This window comes from Nonomuraea polychroma (assembly GCF_004011505.1).
Taxonomy (GTDB): domain Bacteria; phylum Actinomycetota; class Actinomycetes; order Streptosporangiales; family Streptosporangiaceae; genus Nonomuraea; species Nonomuraea polychroma.
Genome location: NZ_SAUN01000001.1, coordinates 2,405,414 through 2,423,835 on the forward strand (window position 1 = coordinate 2,405,414; position 18,422 = coordinate 2,423,835).

Annotated in this window: 13 protein-coding genes; 12 read left to right on the plus strand and 1 reads right to left on the minus strand. The window is 69.2% G+C overall.

Annotated features, from left to right (window positions below):
* Positions 1–33: 33 nt before the first annotated feature.
* Entirely contained in the window at positions 34–2,847 is a 2,814-nt protein-coding gene (locus EDD27_RS10745; protein ID WP_206641341.1) for a glycoside hydrolase family 3 protein, read from the minus strand.
* A gap of 375 nt (positions 2,848–3,222) precedes the next feature.
* Here EDD27_RS10745 and EDD27_RS10750 point away from each other — a divergent pair, with 375 nt between their 5' ends.
* The 12 genes from EDD27_RS10750 to EDD27_RS10800 all read left to right on the plus strand — a co-directional run bounded on the left by EDD27_RS10750 (position 3,223) and on the right by EDD27_RS10800 (position 18,415).
* On the plus strand, positions 3,223–4,248 hold the full coding sequence (locus EDD27_RS10750) for a LacI family DNA-binding transcriptional regulator (RefSeq protein WP_127932273.1): 1,026 nt from the start codon (positions 3,223–3,225) through the stop codon (positions 4,246–4,248).
* The gene (locus EDD27_RS10755) at positions 4,245–5,627 is read left to right on the plus strand and encodes an ABC transporter substrate-binding protein (protein WP_127932274.1); all 1,383 of its coding nucleotides are present in this window, start codon (positions 4,245–4,247) and stop codon (positions 5,625–5,627) included. Before EDD27_RS10750 ends, EDD27_RS10755 begins: the two co-directional genes overlap by 4 nt.
* Positions 5,624–6,526, plus strand: a complete 903-nt coding sequence (locus tag EDD27_RS10760) for a carbohydrate ABC transporter permease (protein ID WP_127932275.1) — start codon at positions 5,624–5,626, stop codon at positions 6,524–6,526. Before EDD27_RS10755 ends, EDD27_RS10760 begins: the two co-directional genes overlap by 4 nt.
* Positions 6,523–7,434 (plus strand): carbohydrate ABC transporter permease, encoded by a 912-nt coding sequence (locus EDD27_RS10765; protein WP_206641342.1) that lies wholly within the window; start codon positions 6,523–6,525, stop codon positions 7,432–7,434. Before EDD27_RS10760 ends, EDD27_RS10765 begins: the two co-directional genes overlap by 4 nt.
* A 20-nt stretch (positions 7,435–7,454) precedes the next feature.
* Positions 7,455–9,533, plus strand: coding sequence for a beta-galactosidase (locus EDD27_RS10770; protein WP_206641343.1), 2,079 nt, complete (start codon positions 7,455–7,457; stop codon positions 9,531–9,533).
* A gap of 264 nt (positions 9,534–9,797) precedes the next feature.
* A complete protein-coding gene (locus EDD27_RS10775) occupies positions 9,798–11,462 on the plus strand; it encodes an ABC transporter substrate-binding protein (RefSeq protein WP_164903570.1) in 1,665 nt (554 codons plus the stop codon).
* Complete coding sequence (locus tag EDD27_RS10780; RefSeq protein WP_241563963.1) at positions 11,459–12,376, plus strand: ABC transporter permease; 918 nt, start codon at positions 11,459–11,461, stop codon at positions 12,374–12,376. Before EDD27_RS10775 ends, EDD27_RS10780 begins: the two co-directional genes overlap by 4 nt.
* The gene (locus tag EDD27_RS10785; protein WP_127932278.1) at positions 12,373–13,272 is read left to right on the plus strand and encodes a carbohydrate ABC transporter permease; all 900 of its coding nucleotides are present in this window, start codon (positions 12,373–12,375) and stop codon (positions 13,270–13,272) included. Before EDD27_RS10780 ends, EDD27_RS10785 begins: the two co-directional genes overlap by 4 nt.
* Positions 13,273–13,276: 4 nt before the next feature.
* The gene (locus tag EDD27_RS10790) at positions 13,277–14,311 is read left to right on the plus strand and encodes a LacI family DNA-binding transcriptional regulator (protein WP_127932279.1); all 1,035 of its coding nucleotides are present in this window, start codon (positions 13,277–13,279) and stop codon (positions 14,309–14,311) included.
* Between the two features lie 11 nt (positions 14,312–14,322).
* Positions 14,323–14,451, plus strand: coding sequence for a hypothetical protein (locus EDD27_RS57675; protein WP_277750701.1), 129 nt, complete (start codon positions 14,323–14,325; stop codon positions 14,449–14,451).
* A complete protein-coding gene (locus EDD27_RS10795) occupies positions 14,433–16,415 on the plus strand; it encodes a beta-galactosidase (RefSeq protein WP_127932280.1) in 1,983 nt (660 codons plus the stop codon). The genes EDD27_RS57675 and EDD27_RS10795 overlap by 19 nt, the downstream gene beginning before the upstream one ends.
* On the plus strand, positions 16,412–18,415 hold the full coding sequence (locus EDD27_RS10800; protein ID WP_127932281.1) for an alpha-galactosidase: 2,004 nt from the start codon (positions 16,412–16,414) through the stop codon (positions 18,413–18,415). The genes EDD27_RS10795 and EDD27_RS10800 overlap by 4 nt, the downstream gene beginning before the upstream one ends.
* The last annotated feature ends 7 nt before the right edge of the window (positions 18,416–18,422 follow it).

Genomic DNA, 18,422 nt, shown 5'->3' on the forward strand with positions numbered 1-18,422 from the left:
CCAGATGCCGGGGACCGGGGCGAATCGCTCGTTTCAGGCTGTCGAGCCGAAGCGGAACGCGGCGAGCCGGATGTCGCCGTGCAGGTTCACCTGCAGGTCGTGGACGCCTTCCGGCGACATCTCCAGGTCTTCGGCGACGGTCGTCCATGTGTAGCGGCACCCGGTGACCGGCACCGGGATTTCGGTGAGGAGCCGGTCGCCCGCCAGGAACTCAAGCTTCCCCGCACTCATACCGGCGACCTCGGCCTCGATGCGGATGGCCCCGGACAGGTCGGTGGAGCGGAACAGCAGCGTCGCGGGCTGGGCCTGGCTGGTGGGAGCGACCGCGTCGCCGGTGGTGCGGGTGGCGTCGACCAGGGTGATGCCCGTGTGGTCGTCGAAGTCGACGGCCGAGGTGTGCCTGTCGACGACGACGCGGGGCCCGGGGGTGGGACCGCTCACCATGATCGGCGCCACCTGGGTGATGTCACCGGCGGAGCGGCCCACCAGCACCTCATAGTCGCCGGGGTCAGTGGTGAAGGCCCCGCCGGCCACGTCCCAGTGAGCGAGGTGCTCGGCTGACAGCCGGAAGGTGAGCTCCCGGCTCTCGCCCGGTGACAGCACGACCTTGCGGAAGTCGGCGAGCCGCAGCCGGGGGGCCTCGTAGCGCGCGTTCAACGCTCGGACGTAGAGCTGCACCACCTCGGATCCCGGCCGGGTTCCGGTGTTGGTCAGCGTCATCGAGACGTCGACCGCACCGTCCGTGGTCAGGGTCCCCGAGGAGAGCCGCAGGTCGCCGTAGGCGAAGTCCGTGTAGGAGAGTCCGTGGCCGAAGGGGTACAGCGGGGCGGCCCTGTGGTACTGGTAGGTCCAGCCCGCCTTGATGATGTCGTAGTCCAGCGGGTGCGGGAGCTCGTCGTCGCCGAGGTACCACGTCTGCGGCAACCGCCCCCCGGGGTCGGCCTCGCCGAGCAGGACGGCAGCCAGCGCTCGGCCGGTTTCCTGCCCGCCGTGGGACGTCCACATCATGGCGGGCAGGTGCTTGGCGGCCCAGTCCAGGGCGTAGGGGTAGCTGCTCATCGTGACGAGCACGGTTTCGGGGCGGACCTCGGCGACCGCGCGCAGCAGCGCCTCCTGTCCCGCGGGCAGCGCGAGATCCCGGCGGTCTTCCGTCTCGCGGCCATTGATCAGCGGGTGGTTGCCGAGCACCACGATGGCGACATCGGCGTCCTCGGCGGCGGCCCTGGCCTCCGCCGTACCGTCATGCAGGAGTTCCCGCTCCCAGCACTCGGCGTCGGCGGGGGTTTCGGCGGTGACGCTGAGCCGCCCGTCGACGGGGTCGACCGCGGCGTACCGGCCGGTGCGAACGTTGCGCAGCACCACGCTTCCGGGGACCGGTTCGAGCTGGAAGGTTTCGTTGATGAACCAGGTCTTGAGCACCTCCCGGTCTGCGGCCAGCGAGCCGTCGTCCTGGACGCTGAGGTAGCGGCCAGTGGCGGCGTCACGCAGGGTGAGCGCCCCGCCGCCCCAGTCGACGACATCGAAGGATGACCCGCCCAGCAGCTCACCGGTGGAGCGGGCCCGCAGCGCGATCCGGTCGGCCCCTTCCACGCGGACGACCTCGCCGAGCGCCTCGTCCAGCCCCGCCGCGACACTGATCTGGTACGGCAGGGTACCGCTGTACCAGTCCTCGAACAGGGTGTCCACGACGGGTCCGATGACCGCCACACGAGGAGTGCCCGTCAGGGGCAGCAGGCCGTCGTTCTTGAGCAGCACCACCGACTCGGTCGCGGCCCGCAGGGCGAGAGCCCGGTGTTCGGCGCAGTCGATCACTTCGGGACCGATGGCGGCGTACGGGTCGAGGTCCGGGTCGAACTCCCCGAGCCGGAAGCGCAGCGAAAGTTGCCGTCGCACCGCGCGGTTGATGTCCTCCTCATCAATCAGTCCCTGGCCCAGCGCCTCCCGCAGCCTGCCGACCGGAGTCGCGCTGTCCTCGCCATGGTCGGTGAAGCTGTCGATGCCGGCCTTGAGCGCGGCGGCATGGGATTCGACGTGGTCGTCGAAGTAGTGCTCCAGATCGACCAGGTTGGACGGCGCCTCCGCGTCGCTGACCACGAACAGCTCGTGCCCGGTGGGCTCGGCCCACCGCCGCAGCTCCGTCTCGATGAGCGGGCTGACGTGGCAGGGACGGCCGTTGACCAGGTTGTACGCAGCCATCACGCCGGTGGCCAGGCCCGAGGCGACCACTGGCCGGAACGCTGCCAGGTCGTATTCCTGCAGCACACGGGGACGGACGCCGGAGGAGGTGACGCATCGGTCGTCCTCGTTGTTGTAGGCGAGGAAGTGCTTGAGCACCGGGGCGGCACGAAGGAAGGTCGGATGGTCGCCGGCCAGGCCCTTGCAATAGGCCACGCCGAGCCGCGCGGTGTGCACCGGGTCCTCGGAGTAGCCCTCCTCGTTGCGCCCCCAGCGCGGGTCGCGCAACAGGTTCACCACGGGAGCCCACGCCTGCAAGCTGTTGGCGCCGGAGCCGATCACGGGCGGGCGGTGGCGGTGGAAGGCGCGCAGCTCGACGGAAATGGCCTCGGCGACCAGCCGTACCAACTCCTCGTCCCACGTCGCCCCCAGGCCCACTGCCTGCGGGAATACCGTCGCCACCCCCAGCCACGCCACGCCGTGCAGGGCTTCGGACCCGGTGCGGAACGAGGCGATGCCCAGACGCGGCACGGCAGGCGCGTACTGGTGCAGCATCGCGATTCTTTCGTTGAAGGTTAACCGTCCGAGTAGATCGTCGACGCGCTTGTGCATCGGCAGTGCGGGGTCCCTGAAGGGAACCGTGTCGGCCGCGGGCAGAGACGGGGAGCTCACGTGTCAGACCTCTAAGCAGGCTCGATGGGAGTGTGGTCAGCGAAGCGCATCGAAGCTGTCACGAGCCTGACGAACTGTCAATGCTTCATCAGAGAGAAACTTTCGTTTAATAACTTCCCTTGCGCAGTCGAAAACGTGTCATTAGTCTCGCGGCAACACGGAAGCGCTTCGACGACAGGGCCACCCGGCGAGTGGAGGGGCCTGGGAGCGCCCGAGCCGGCGCATGCAGGGTGGCCATGGGCGTGGAAACGTGCGGGAAACAAGCCCTTGACAAGAGGTGTCTCCGGAATCGAGAGTAATGGCATTCCGCCTGACTACGTAGTCAGGCCGAAGGTCCGCCCAGTCTGACTACGTAGGCAGGATCGAGGAGCCCTCATGTCGGAGGCCCGGCGCCGCGCCCCTACCAGCACCGACGTCGCGCGGCGCGCCGGCGTCTCGCAGAAGACCGTCTCGCGTGTCATGAACGGCGAGCCGTACGTCAGCGCCGACGTTCGGGAGCGGGTTCTCGCGGTGGCTCGCGAGCTCGGGTATCGCCCCAACACCGCGGCCCGCGCGCTCCTTCTGGGCCGCTTCCAGCGCATCGGGATGGTCTCGCTCGGCAGTTCGCTGTACGGGCCCTCGGCGCTGCTGGTCGCGCTGGAGCGGCGGGCCCGGGAGACGAGCTACGCGTTCAGCGTGGTCCACACGTTCGAGGGCAGACCGGACAGCATCGTGAGCGCGGTGGAGTCCCTGCTGGACCAGGGTGTGGACGGCATCGTGCTGTCCGAGCCGATAGACGATGGGCAGGAACTGCGCATCGACCCGGACATCCCCGTGCTCAGCTTCGGCAGGTTCCCCGGCCTCGACGGGCCCCGGTTGGTGGTCACCGGAGCATCCGGCTTCGATGCGGGCCGGCTCGCCACCGAGCACCTGCTCGGCCTGGGGCATGCGACAGTCTGGCATGTCGCGGGGCCTGGTCAGTGGCTCGCGTCGCGCGACCGCGCCCGTGGCTGGCGGCACGCGCTCGAGTCCGCGGGGATCGCCGCGCCACCGCCGATTGAAGGGGACTGGTCGCCCGCCTCGGGTTACGAGGCCGGCCGGCGACTGGCCGCAGACCCCGAGGTCACCGCGGTGTTCGTGGCCAACGACGAGATGGCGATCGGCCTGCTGCGGGCCGTGGCTGAGGCGGGCCGCGCCGTCCCCGAAGAGGTGAGCGTCGTCGGGATGGACGACATCCCGGCCGCGGCGTACCTCTCGCCACCGCTGACCACCATCCGCCAGGACTTCGAGGCGATCGCCTCGCACGCGCTCGACCTGCTCGTCCGCCAGATCGAGAACGCCCCAGGCTCGGCGACCGTGGACGACCTACCGGCGCAGCTCGTGCTACGCCGGTCGACCGCCCCCCCAAGGAGTAAGAGATGACTTTGCCGAGGATGAGGTGGCTCGCCGTGGGAGCCGCAGCGGCCCTGTTCCTCGCCGGATGCGCCGGCGGCACGACCGGCGGCACGACCGGCGGCACGACCGGCGGCACCGGCGGCGAGGGCAAGCCCGCCGCCATCAGCCAGGCCGACATCCACAAGGCGATGAAGACGCCGACCGAGCTCACGTTCTGGACCTGGCTGCCCGACATCGACAAGGAAGTAGCGCTGTTCGAGAAGAAATATCCCGCCATCAGCGTCAAGGTGATCAACGCAGGTAACAGCCAGGCCGAGTACACGAAACTACGGACGGCGCTCAAGGCCGGCAGCGGCGCCCCGGACGTGGTGCAGATCGAGTACCAGCACATTCCCGGCTTCGCCATCACCGGCAGTCTGCTGGACCTGCGGCCGTACGGCGCGGAGGCGCTCAAGGACCGGTTCGTCGACTGGGCGTGGGGCCAGGTGAGCGGCAGGAACGGCGAAGTCTGGGCGATCCCCCAGGACACCGGGCCGATGGGGATGCTCTACCGCAAGGACATCTTCGACAAGCACGGCATCGAGCCGCCGAAGACCTGGGATGAGTTCGCCGCCGCGGCCCGCAAGCTGCACGCCGCCGACCCCGGCGTGTACCTGACCAACTTCCCCACCAACCACAACTCCATCTGGACGGGCCTGATGTGGCAGGCCGGCGTCAAGCCGTTCCAGATGAAGGGCGCCGACCAGATCTCCGTCGACGTCGCCGGTGAGACGTCGAAGAAGCTCGCCTCCTACTGGAGCGGCCTGGTCAAGGAGGGCGTCGTGTCCACCGACGCCGACTTCAGCGACCAGTGGTTCCAGGCACTCAACAAGGGCAGGTACGCGACCTGGCTGACCGCCGCCTGGGGCCCGCTCTTCCTGTCCACCAGCGCCAAGGAGACCCGCGGAAAATGGCGTGTCGCGCCGTTGCCGCAGTGGACGGCCGGTGAACAGAAATCCGGCAACTGGGGCGGCTCGACCAGCGCCGTCGTCAAGACGACCAAGAACCCGATCGCCGCGGCCAAGTTCGCCGAATTCCTCAACAGCGACCCCGAGTCGGCCAGGATGCTGACGACCCTGCAGTTCCTGTACCCGCCGACCAAGGCGCTGCTGAGCGACCCGGCCTTTGTCGAGCAGAAATCGGACTTCTACGGCGGGCAGCAGGTGAACAAGGTGTTCGCCGACATCAGCGGCACGGTCCCCACCGACTTCGCCTGGCTGCCGTTCATGGACCAGATCAACAACGACTGGAACGAGACGGTGGGCAAGTCGCTCGCTGACAAGACCGACCCGGCCGCCGGGTTGGACCAGTGGCAGCAGACCATCACCACCTACGCCGAGAAGCAGGGCTTCAAGGTCGCGCGATGAGCGTCATGACAGTGCCGCCGTCCCGGCGGGCGAGCGCCCGCCGGGACAGGGCGGGTTACCTCTTCGTCGCGCCGTTCCTCATCATGTTCGTCGCCATGCTCGTGGCGCCGCTGGCGTACGCCGGATATCTGAGCCTGTTCCGGGAGCAACTGATCGGCGGCGTGAGGTTCGCCGGTCTCGACAACTACATCCAGGCGCTGAGCGACGAGCGGCTGCTCGACGGCGTGCTGCGCGTGAGCCGGTTCTTCCTCGTCCAGGTGCCGATCATGCTGGTGCTGGCGTTGTTGTTCGCCCTCGCCCTGGACAGCGGCGCGATGTTGCTGTCGCGGGTGATCCGGCTGGGGATCTTCGTCCCGTACGCGGTGCCCGGCGTGATCGCCGCGCTGATGTGGAGTTACCTGTACGGCCCGCAGTTCGGGCCGATCACCCAGCTCGCCGAGGCGCTGGGCCTGCCCGCGCCGAACCTGCTCAGCAGCGACTTGATGCTGGGCTCGGTGGCCAACATCGTGACCTGGGAGTTCACCGGCTACAACATGATCATCCTGTACGCCGCGCTGCGCGCCATCCCCACCGAGCTGTACGAGGCCGCGGCGGTGGACGGTGCCGGCGCCTGGCGGATCGCCTGGAGCGTGAAGATCCCCGCCCTGCGCCCCGCCCTTCTCATGGCACTGATCTTCTCGGTGATCGGCAGCTTCCAGCTGTTCAACGAGCCGGCGTTGCTGCAGCGCCTGGCCCCCAACGTCATCGACAGCGCCTACACCCCCAATCTGTACACCTACTCCCTGGCCTTCGTCAGCCAGGACATCAACTACGCGGCGGCCGTCTCCTTCCTGCTCGGGCTCGTCATCGTCGTGGTGTCGTACACCGTCCAGCTCGCCGTCGCCCGGAGGAGAAGATGACCGTCACCGCAACGGCGCCGCCCCGGGCCACGGCCGGCGCCGCGCACTCCGCCGCAGCGGGCCGGCGTCGTAGCCCGGTGCTCACGTTGGGGATGCTCGCCGTCCTGGTCTACTTCCTGCTCCCGCTGTTCTGGTTGGTGGTGGCGGCCACGAAGACCACCGGCGCGCTGTTCTCCAGCTTCGGGCTCTGGTTCGGCGGGGACTTCGCGCTGGCGGCCAACGTCCGTAACGTCTTCACCGCTGACGGCGGAGTGTACGTCCACTGGCTGCTCAACACGGCGATGTACGCGCTGGTGAGCGCGGGTGGCGCGGCGCTGCTGGCCGCCCTGGGCGGCTACGGGTTCGCCAAGTTCGCCTTCCGCGGCAACAGGCTGCTGTTCGGAGCCGTCCTCGGCGCGATCATGGTGCCCAGCACCGCGCTGGTCATTCCCACGTACCTGATCTTCTCGAACGTCGGGCTGGTGAACACGCCCTGGGCGATCATCCTGCCCTCGCTGGTGAACCCGTTCGGGCTCTACCTCATGCGGGTGTACGTCGAGGAGGCGGTGCCCGACAGCCTCCTGGAGGCGGCCCGCATCGACGGGGCCGGCGAGTTCCGGATCTTCCGTCAGGTGGTGCTGCGCCTGCTCGCGCCGGGCTTCGTCACCGTGCTGCTCTTCACGCTCGTCGCCACCTGGAACAACTACTTCCTGCCGCTGATCATGCTCAACGACCCCTCCCTCTACCCCGTCACCGTCGGCCTGGCCAACTGGGCCGGGCGGGCGTCGGTGGGCGGCGGCGGCACCGGCGACGTCATCCCCCTCGTGGTCACCGGCTCACTGTTGTCCATCATCCCGCTGGTCGCGGCGTTCCTGATGCTCCAGCGCTACTGGCAGAACGGCCTCACCGCCGGCGGGGTCAAGCAATGAACGAAACGAAGGGAACATACGTGTCGCGAGTGCTTTTCGGCGCCGCCTACTACCCCGAATACCACCCCAGTGATCTGCTGAAGACCGACCTCGACCTGATGGCCGAGGCGCGCTTCTCCGTCATCCGGGTCGGCGAGTCCGTCTGGTCGACCTGGGAGCCCGAGAACGGCCGCTTCAACCTGGACTGGCTCCAGCCCACGCTCGACGGCGCGCACGAGCGCGGCATCGGCGTCATCCTCGGCACCCCGACCTACGCCGTGCCGCCCTGGCTCGCCCGCCAGTACCCCGAGATCGCCGGCGAGCGGGGCTCGGGACGGCGCATCCCGTGGGGCGCCCGCCAGGAGATGGACTTCACCCATCCGGCCTACCGCTTCCACGCCGAGCGGATCATCCGGCGCGTCGTGGAGCGGTACGCCGGGCACCCGGCGGTGATCGGCTTCCAGGTGGACAACGAGCCCGGCCCGGAGCTGCTGCACAACCACGGCGTCTTCCAGCGCTTCGTCGATCATCTGCGCGACCGCTACGGCGACGTGGAGACGCTCAACGAGGAGTGGGGCCTGGTCTACTGGTCGCATCGGCTGTCGACCTGGGCTGACCTGTGGACGCCGGACGGCAACGCGCAACCGCAGTACGAGCAGGCCTGGCGCCGCTTCCAGGCCGAGCAGGTCACCGAGTTCATCGCCTGGCAGGCGGACATCGTGCGCGAATACGCCAGGCCGGACCAGTTCGTCACCACCTGCATCTCCTACGACCGGCCAGGGGTGGCCGACGACGAGTTGACCCGGCGTCTCGACGTCACCGCCGGCAACCCGTACTACGCCATGCAGGACGGTCTCGCTCTGCCTGCCGGGCAGAGCGGCCCGCAGCAGTGGGCCACCCACGACACCTGGGCGTTCTACCTCAGCGCCGACCGGATGTTCGCCTCACGTCAGGAGCCCTTCCTGGTCACCGAGACCAACGCGCAGGCCATCGGTCCGTCGTGGATGAACCACCCCGCGTACGACGGTCAGTGGCGGCAGGCCGCCTGGGCGCTCGTCTCGCGGGGCGCGAACATGATCGAGTACTGGCAGTGGCGCACCCTGGTCTTCGGCACCGAGACCTACTGGGGCGGCGTCCTGCCGCACAGCGGCCGCCCGGGCCGCGTCTATCGGGAGATCGCCCGGATCGGCGCGGAGCTGGAGACGGCCGGCGAGCTGGTCGCGGGCCTGATCCCGGACGCCGACGTCGCGATGCTCTACTCCATTCCGAGCAATTGGGCGCTGACCGCCCAGCCGGCTCTGGCGCTGCCGGACGGCGGCCCGGACCGGCGTTCCTACCAGGGCATCTTCGACCCGTTCTACCGTGGCGCGTTCGAGGCGGGCCTCCAGGTACGGGTGCTGCACGCGGCTCAGGCGGTGGCGGCCGAGCCGGGCGAGCTGGCCGCACGGCACCCGGTCGTCGTCGCCGCCGGTCTGTACGCGGCCGACGACGCCACGCTGGACTGGCTGTCGGCCTACGCCTCGGCCGGCGGCCACCTGGTGCTCGGGCCGCGCACCGCGTACGCCGATCACGAGGCACGCGCGCGCCGCGAGGTCCAGCCGGCCCGGCTCGCCGAGCCCGCGGGCGTGTCGTACGACGAGTTCAGCAACCTGCCGGCCGACCTGCCCGTGCAGGCCACGCCCGGCTCACCGCTGAGGCTGCCGTCCGATGCCGCGGGCACCCGATGGGCGGACGGCGTGCACGCGGAGGACGCCGAGGTGCTCGCCGGCTACCGGCACCCGCACTTCGGCCGGTGGGCGGCCGTGACCACCCGCCCGTACGGCGCGGGCCGCATCACCTACGTCGGCACCATCCCCAACCCCGGCATGGCCACGGCGCTGTTCCGCTGGCTCGTCCCCGATGCCGGCTCGTGGGGCGGCATGCCGGCGGGCGTCACCTCGACCGGCGCCGTCACGGCGGACGGGCGGCGGCTGCGCTTCCTGCACAACTGGACCTGGCAGGAGGTCGCCGTCCCGGCGCCGACCGCGGTGCGCGACGTGCTCGCCGGCGCCGACCACGCGGCCGGTGCGGAACTACGTCTCGGTCCATGGGATGTACGCGTCCTGCTGGAGATGCCATAGCCGTCGCTGCGCCATGGCCCATCGGAACGGCGGCGTGCTGAAGGACCTCAGCCTCGGCGAGATCGCCGTCCGGCTCGTCATCACCCAGGTGCGAAGAAAGGCCGGCACCCCTCCCCGCCGGCGTCATGCGCATGCTGCGAGGGCTGCCAAGGCCTCACCAGGAAGAAACTTTCGTTTAACAACTTCTCTTGTGTTGCCCGAAACATGTCATTAGTCTCGCGGCAACATAGAAGCGCTTCGACGACTTCGAAGGGTAAACCCCCCATGAAACCCGAGTTGAACCGCAGAAGCTTCATCGGTGCCGCCGCGATGGCTCCTCTCCTCGCCGCCTGCGGCGGCGCACCTCAGCAGAAGCAGAAGGTCGGCACGAACACCAAGACCGGGCTCCAGGCGGCGCTCCCGTCCTACGTGCCGAGCACCTCCGTCAAGGCGGACATCGCCTCCGTCACCGGCTCCGGCGGAGCGGTGACCGAACCCGGCTTCCTGTCCTACCCCTCCGGCGGGATCGCCACGGTCCAGGGAGTGCCGGGCAAGGGCGGCAGCTACACCGCCGTCACCCCGCTCTGGGGCACGGTGCCGCCCCCGAACAACTCCTTCTACCAGGCCATGAACAAGGCCCTGGGCGCCACCCTCACCATGAAGCCGGCGGACGGCAACAACTACGACACCATCGTCACGCCGATGGCGGCGGCCAAGAAGCTGCCCGACTGGATCCAGCTGCCGAACTGGTGGAACGCCAAGTTCGGCACCGACCGGCTGGTCGGCACCCAGCTCGCCGACCTGACCCCGTACCTGGCCGGCGACAAGGTCAAGAAGTATCCCAACCTCGCCGCCATCCCCACCGGCGCCTGGCAGGCCTGCGTGTGGGGCGACAAGCTGTATGGCATCCCCTCCTTCTCCACCAACTTCAGCGTCCCCGGCTACATCGCCTACCGGCGGGACATCCTGGAGGCCAAGGGCATCACCCCTGACCAGGTGAAGTCCGTCGAGGACTACATGAACCTCGGCAAGGAACTGACCGACGCCAAGCGCGGCGTGTGGGCCTTCGACGACGTCTTCACCTACATGGGCTTCGCCTGGGACATCCCGCCCAACTGGAAGGTCGAGGGCGGCAAGCTGATCCACAAGTACGAGCTGCCGCAGCTGCTGGAGGCGCTCGACTGGCATTACAAGCTGGCCAAGTCGGGTTACCTCCACCCGGACGCGATCGCCGGACGGAACGCCGACGGCAACGCCCGCTTCTACGCGGGCAAGGTGCTGATCGCCGGTGGAGGCGCCGGCGGCTGGAACCTCTCCGACCACGAGTCGGGCGTCGCCGCCGACAAGAACTACCGGCGGGGCGGGTTCGACTACATCTCCCACGACGGCAAGAGCCCCGGGCACATGTTCATGGGCGAGGGGGCCCGCATCATCAGCTACCTCAACATCAACCTGAAGCCGGAGCAGATCGAGGAGTGCCTGGCGATCGCCAACTACCTGGCGGCGCCGTACGGCTCGGCCGAGTACACGCTGGTCAACTTCGGAGCGGAGGGCGTCCACCACACGATGAAGGACGGCGTGCCGACCGCGACCGAGGACGGCAAGAAGTTCGTCCAGGCCTCGACCTTTCCCTTCCTGGCCTCGCCACCCTTGGTCATCAGCAACCCCGGCGCCGACCAGGTCACCCAGGACTACGCGGCCTGGCAGGCCAAGAATGTTAACGCTCTCATCAAGCCGGTGTTCTGGAACATGAACATCAGCATGCCCCAGCAGATCTCCCTGCTGAACACCTCGCAGGCCATCGACGACGCCATCAAGGACTGCTACCACGGCAAGAAGACGGTCGCCGAGGTCCAGTCCGTCATCGACTCCTGGAAGAAGGGCGGCCTCGACCGGCTCAAGGGGTGGATGACCGAGAACGTGCTGAACAAGTACGGCACGGGCCAGTGAGCGAGGGTCTGACCAGGCGGGGCAGACTGCGGCGCGACCGATCCCTGCTGATCATGGTGGCGCCCGCGGTCATCCTGCTGCTGATCTTCAACTACGCGCCGATGGTCGGCGTCGTCACCGCCTTCCAGTACTACGACCCGCTGATCGGGATCTGGGACAGCGACTGGGCCGGCCTCGACCAGTTCCAGCAGCTCTTCGCCGACTCGCGCTTCTGGCACGCGTTGGGTAACACGCTCTATCTGAGCTTCGTCCAGCTCATCCTGTTCTTCCCGATCCCGATCGTGCTGGCGATGCTGCTCAACTCGGTGCTCAGCGAGCGGGTGCGCAACTTCATCCAGTCCGTCGTCTACCTGCCGCACTTCTTCTCGTGGGTGCTGGTCATCACGATCTTCCAGCAGATGCTGGGCGGCGCGGGCGCGCTCAACCAGTGGTTGCGCTCGCAGGATCTGGAGACCTGGGACGTGATGACCAATCCCGACACCTTCGCGCTGCTGGTCACCTTCCAGGGCGTGTGGAAGGAGGCGGGCTGGGGGATCATCGTCTTCCTGGCCGCGCTGGCCGCCATCAACCCCGGCCTGTACGAGGCGGCCGCGGCGGACGGCGCCGGGCCCTGGCGGCGGATGTGGCACATCACCCTGCCGGGCCTGCGCGGAGTGATCGTGCTGATGCTGGTGCTGCGGCTCGGCGGCGCGCTCTCCGTCGGCTTCGAGCAGTTCCTCATCCAGCGCGATGCGGTCGGCCACGAGGCCGCGGAGGTGCTCGACACCTACGCCTTCTACTACGGCATCGCCACGACGAACTACAGCTTCGGCGCGGCCGCGGGCCTGTTCAAGAGCGTGATCTCGCTCCTGCTCATCTGGGGCGCCAACAAGCTGGCGCATTCCCTCGGCGAGGACGGGTTGTACCGGAAATGAGTCAAAGACCAAGTTGGCAGGAGCCGCCAACCCTGGCCGGCCAGTCAGCCAAGGGCGTCACCCTCGGTGGGGTGCTGCTGATCGTGCTGGTTCCGCTGTGGATCGTGGTGCTGACCAGCCTGTCCACCAAGGGCGCCATCAACCGGGCCGGCGGCCTGGTGATCTGGCCCGACGGGATCACCTTCGAGGCGTACGAGGAGATGCTGAAGGGCTCGACCGTGCGCACCGCGCTGCTGGTGAGCCTCGGCATCACCATCATCGGCACGGCGATCTCGATGGTCGTTTCCGTCCTGTGCGCCTACGGCCTGTCGCGATCGGGCTCGTTCGGGCACCGCTTCATCCTGGTGCTGCTGATCGTGACGATGTTCGTCAGCGGCGGCCTCATCCCGACGTTCCTGGTGGTGACCGGGCTAGGTGGCTACGGACAGTGGTGGGCTCTGATCCTCCCGGGCGCGGTCTCGGTCTTCAACATCCTGATCCTCCGCTCCTTCTACTCGAGCACCGCCGCCGAACTGATGGACGCGGCCCGGATCGACGGAGCGAGTGACTGGCGGATCCTCTGGTCCGTCATCCTGCCCACCTCGCGGGCGGTGACCGCGGTGATCGCCCTCTTCTACGCCGTCGGCTACTGGAACTCCTTCTTCAACGTCATGCTCTACATGCCGACGGAGAGCGAGAAATGGCCGCTGCAATATGTGCTGCTGACCTACGTCAACCGCGGCGTCGGCATGCCCGGCTCGGTCAACGCCGGTTTCGGCATGGCGCACTCGCAGACCGCGCCGCTGTCTTTGCAGATGGCCGTGGTGGTTCTCACCCTGGTGCCGCTCGTGATCGTCTATCCGTTCGTTCAGAAGCACTTCCGGACCGGCGTCCTGACCGGCGCCATCAAGGGCTGAACCAATGGTGACCATCGCTGATGTGGCCAAGGCGGCGGGCGTCTCCCCGAGCACGGTCAGCTATGCGCTCAGCGGCAAGCGCCGGGTCTCCGCCGAGACCCGGCGGCGCGTCGAGCGTTCCGTCCTCGAGCTCGGATATCACCCGAACGCGGGCGCCCGGGCGCTGGCGGGCAAGCGCTCGCACATCCTGGCCCTGGCAGTGCCGCTCCGCACCGACGTGTACGTGCCGATCATGATGGAGATCGCCACCTCCGTCGCCGTGGCGGCCCGCAAGCACGGCTACGACGTGCTGCTGATCACCAACGACGAGGGCCCCGACGGTATCCGCCGCCTCGCGGCGAGCGGCCTGGCCGACGGCGTCATCCTCATGGACGTCGAGTTGGACGACAAGCGCATCCCGACGCTGGGAGACCTGCGGACCCAGGCGGCGCTCATCGGCCTGCCCGACGACCCCCGAGGACTGTCCTGCGTCGACCACGACTTCTCCGCCGCCGGCGCGCTGTGCGCGGATCATCTGGCCGACCTGGGCCACCGTGACATCGCCTTCATCGGTTACGGCTCCGGTATCTACCGGCGGCACGCGGGATACGCCGAGCGCACCCTCGCGGGGTTCCGCGCGCGTGCGAAGGAGCGCGGTCTGCGTTTCCTGCACCGTCCATGCGAGGGAACCTATGAGGGCATCGCAGGTACGCTCGGCCGCATCCTGTCCGACAGGCCTCACACGACCGGCTTCGTCGTGCAGAACGAGGGAGCCATCGGGCCGCTGCTCAGCCTCCTGCGCACCAGCGGGCGGACCGTTCCCGAGGACGCGTCGGTGATCGCCCTGTGCCCCGATCACCTGGCTGAGCAGCACGCACCTGCCCTCACAGCGGTGACCGGCCCGGCGAAGGAGCTCGGCCGCATCGCTGTCGAACAGGTCATGTCCCGGATCTCCGCATCCACGCGCGGCGAGCAGCCCACCGACGAACTCGTGCTGCTCACCCCCACTCTGACCGTCCGTGAGAGCACCGGACCGGTCCCGGAACACAGCCTCATCTAGGAGCACTTCGTATGTCCCCGCATTTCCGCGACCTCGGCGAGGCCCTGGAATGGCGTGCCAAGGGTGAGACCCTGCTCTTCCTCCGCGACGGAGCCCGGCTCCCGATCCGAAAGGACCAGGCATGGCGACCCGCCACCTGATCGACCGCCTCGGCGGCCTCGCCTTCGGCGGCGACTACAACCCCGAGCAATGGGACGAGCCGGTCTGGAAGGAAGACGACACGCTGATGCGCCGCGCCAGGGTCAACCTGGCCACCGTCGGCGTCTTCTCCTGGGCTCTGCTGGAGCCGGAGGAGGGCCGTTACGACTTCGCCTGGCTCGACGCCCATCTCGACCGGCTCCACGCCAACGGCGTGGCTGTGGACCTGGCCACCCCCACCGCCTCTCCGCCACCGTGGTTCACCCTGGCCCACCCGGACGCCCTGCCGGTCGCACCGGACGGCACCCGGCTCACCCACGGCAGCCGCGACACCTACTGCCTGGCCGCCCCCGCCTACCGCAACGCCGCGGTGCGCATCGCCACCGCCCTCGCCGAGCGGTACGGCGACCACCCGGCGGTCGCGATGTGGCACGTGCACAACGAGTACACCACGCTCTGCTGGTGCGACCACACCGCCGTCGCCTTCCGGGAATGGTTGCGTGCCCGCCACGACTCACTTGAGGCGCTCAACGAGGCGTGGGGCACGGCATTCTGGAGCCAGCGCTACAGCGGCTGGGATCAGGTGCTGCCTCCGCGGGTCACCCAGTGGCACCGCAATCCCGGCCAGGCCCTGGACTTCCGGCGCTTCTGGTCCGACACGGTCCTCGCCGCGTACCGGGAACAGCGCGACGCGATCCGCGCTCGCAGCGACCGGCCGGTGACGACCAACATGATGCTCCCCGGCTATCAGAACGTGGACCTGTGGGCCTTGGGCCGGGAGGTCGACCTGGTCGCCATCGATCACTACCCGAGCGCGCCGGGTCTGGACGCCGCCGCGGACACCGCCTTCGGCGCCGACCGCGCCCGCTCCCTCGCGGACGGCCGTCCCTGGCTGCTGATGGAGCAGGGCACCAGCACCGTCTATGACGGCGACCGCACGCTGGGCAAGGAGCCGGGCGAGATCCTGCGTCACACGCTCGGCCACATCGCCCGTGGCTCGGAGGGCGCCCTGTTCTTCCAGTGGCGGCAATCCCGTGCCGGGGCCGAGCAGTGGCACTCGGCGATGCTCCCGCACGCCGGCGCGGACAGCAGGATCTTCCGTGAGGTCCAGGCGGTCGGAGAGGCCGTCGCACGTCTTGGCGAGCTCGCGGGCTCGACGGTCACCGCGCAGGTGGCCGTGCTGCACGACTCGGACGCCTGGTGGGCGCTGGAGGTCGACGGCCTGCCGTCGGCGGACCTCGACTATCACGCGACCCTGCGCCGCGCCCACCGGGCACTGTGGGACGCCGGCGTCACGGTCGACTTCGCCCATCCCGAACACGACCTCAGCCGTTACCGGCTCGTCGTCGCTCCAGCCCTGTTCCTGCTCTCCGACGCCGGAGCGGCGAACCTGCGCCGCTACGTCGCCGACGGCGGGACGCTGCTCGTCCAGTACTTCAACGGGTTCGTCGACGACCGCCTCCACGCCCGCCTCGGCGGCTACCCCGCCCCGCCGCTGCGCGAGGCGCTGGGCATCCGCGTCGAGGAACACCGCGCGCTCCGGCGGGACGAAGGGATCGTCCTGTCGGACGGCACGCACGGCACCATCTGGAGCGAGTCCCTGCGCACCGAGGGCGCCGAGGCGCTCGTCACCTACACCCACGGAATGCTCGCGGGAAAGCCCGCACTGACCCGTCACCACTTCGGCGCGGGCCTGGGCTGGTACCTCTCGACACGTCTCGACGATCCGGGTTACGCCGCCCTCATCGGCAGGCTTCTCGACGAGACCGGGGTCAACCCCGAACTTCCCGGCCTCGAATCCGTCACCCGGCACGCTCCGGACGGCACCCGGTGGCAGTTCGTCCTCAACCACGGCGCCTACGCCGTCAGCCTGCCCGAGCCCGCCCACGACCTGCTGACGGACGCTCCCGTGGTCGAGCTGCCACCAGGCGGCTGCGCCGTACTGAAGCACGGGAAGACCCAGTGACCACCATCACTTGGGGCCACGACGCCTTACGACTCGAGATCAGTGACGCTCGCCTGACCTACCTCGGCCCGCCCGGCGGCGAGCGCCACCAAGCGACGCTGCCCCTGCTGGAGGTGACCGCGACCGGGCACGGCCACCACTGGTCCAGCCACCGGCTCATCGACACTGCCATCGGCGCGCGGATGCGCTACCGGCGGCACCACGCCACCGACGACGTGCTCACCGTCGAGCTGCACGACCCGGAGAGCGGTCTTGCCGCAGAGGTGATCTACCGGTCGCCGGACAGTCTGCCTGTGCTTCGCAGCGAGGTGATCCTTCGGAATGAGGGCGAGCACACGCTGATCCTGGAGTCAGTCACCTCGCTCGTGGTCGGTGGTCTCGCCGTGGACACCGCGGACCTGCTGTGGGCCGACAACGACTGGCTCGCCGAATACCGGTGGCAACGCAGGCCTCTGCGCCTCACCTCGCCCCAGCTCAACGGCCGGGTCCGGTACGCCAACGGCAAGGGCTGTTTCACCCTGGCCGGCCAGGGCGTCTGGTCGAGCTGCGGCCACGTCCCGATGGGCGGCCTGGCCGACCGCCAGACCGGGCGCACGTGGCTGTGGCAGATCGAGCACAACGGCGGCGGCTGGCGCTGGGAGTGCGGGGAGCGCGAGGACGTGGCCTACGTGGCGCTGTCCGGCCCCAGCGACGCCCACCACGGCTGGCGCCACCCGCTGGCGCCCGGAGAGGCCTTCCGCACCGTGCCCGTCGCGCTCGCCGTGGATGTCGGCGACGGAGCGTTCGCCGCGCTGACCCGCTACCGCCGGGCCATCCGCCGCCCGCACCCGGACCACCAGCGGCTGCCCGTCATCTTCAACGACTACATGAACTGCCTGATGGGCGACCCCACGACGGCCAAGCTACTCCCCTTGATCGACGCGGCATCAGAGGCAGGGGCGGAGTACTTCGTCATCGACGCGGGCTGGTACGCCGACGCGGACGATGACTGGTGGGGCGGCGTCGGCGCCTGGGAGCCGTCCACCTCCCGTTTCCCCGGCGAACGAGGCATCCACGCGGTCCTGGACCGGGTCCGGGAGCGCGGCATGGTCCCGGGTCTGTGGCTTGAGCCGGAAGTGATCGGCGTTCGCAGCCCGCTCGCCGAGTCCCTGCCTGACGAGGCATTCTTCCGCCGCGACGGCATCCGCGTCACCGACAACCTCCGGCACCATCTGGACCTGCGCCACCCCGCCGCCCGAGCCCACCTCGACCGTGTTGTGGACCGCCTGGTCGGCGAGCTCGGCATCGGCTACCTCAAGCTGGACCACAACATCGACCCCGGCTCCGGCACGAGCAGCCGTCCCGGCGAGACCCCCGCGGCCGGGCTGCTCGGCCACAATCGCGCCCATCTCGACTGGCTCGACGGCATTCTGGACCGGCACCCGCACCTGGTGGTGGAGAACTGTGCCTCCGGAGGCATGCGCTCGGACTACGCGCTGCTGTCCCGGCTGCAGGTGCAGTCCACCAGCGACCAGCAGAACCTCGAGCGCTACGCGCCCATCGCAGCCTCCGCGCCCACCGCCGTCCCTCCCGAGCAGGGCGCCGTCTGGGCCTATCCGCAGCCCGAGGACTCGCTGGATGAGGTGGCCTTCACCATGATCAGCGCGCTCCTCGGCCGGATCCACCTGTCCGGCCGCATCGCGGACCTCGATCCCGACGCCCGCGCCCTCGTCCACGAGGCCGTCGCCGTCTACAAGGCCATCCGGGCCGACCTGCCACAGGCCGTACCCTCCTGGCCGCTGGGTCTCCCGGGCTGGGACGACCCGTGGATCGCACTCGCCATACACGCTCCCGCGGCCACCTATCTCGCCGTCTGGCGGCGCGGCGGCGAAGACACCGCGCGCCTGCCGGACCTGCAGCGCGCGGAGCTGCTCTACCCCGCCAACAGCAAGGCCCGCCTGACAGAGCACACCTTGACCTTGCCCACCGCCCCATCAGCGGTGCTGCTCCGCCTCCGATGAAAGGACC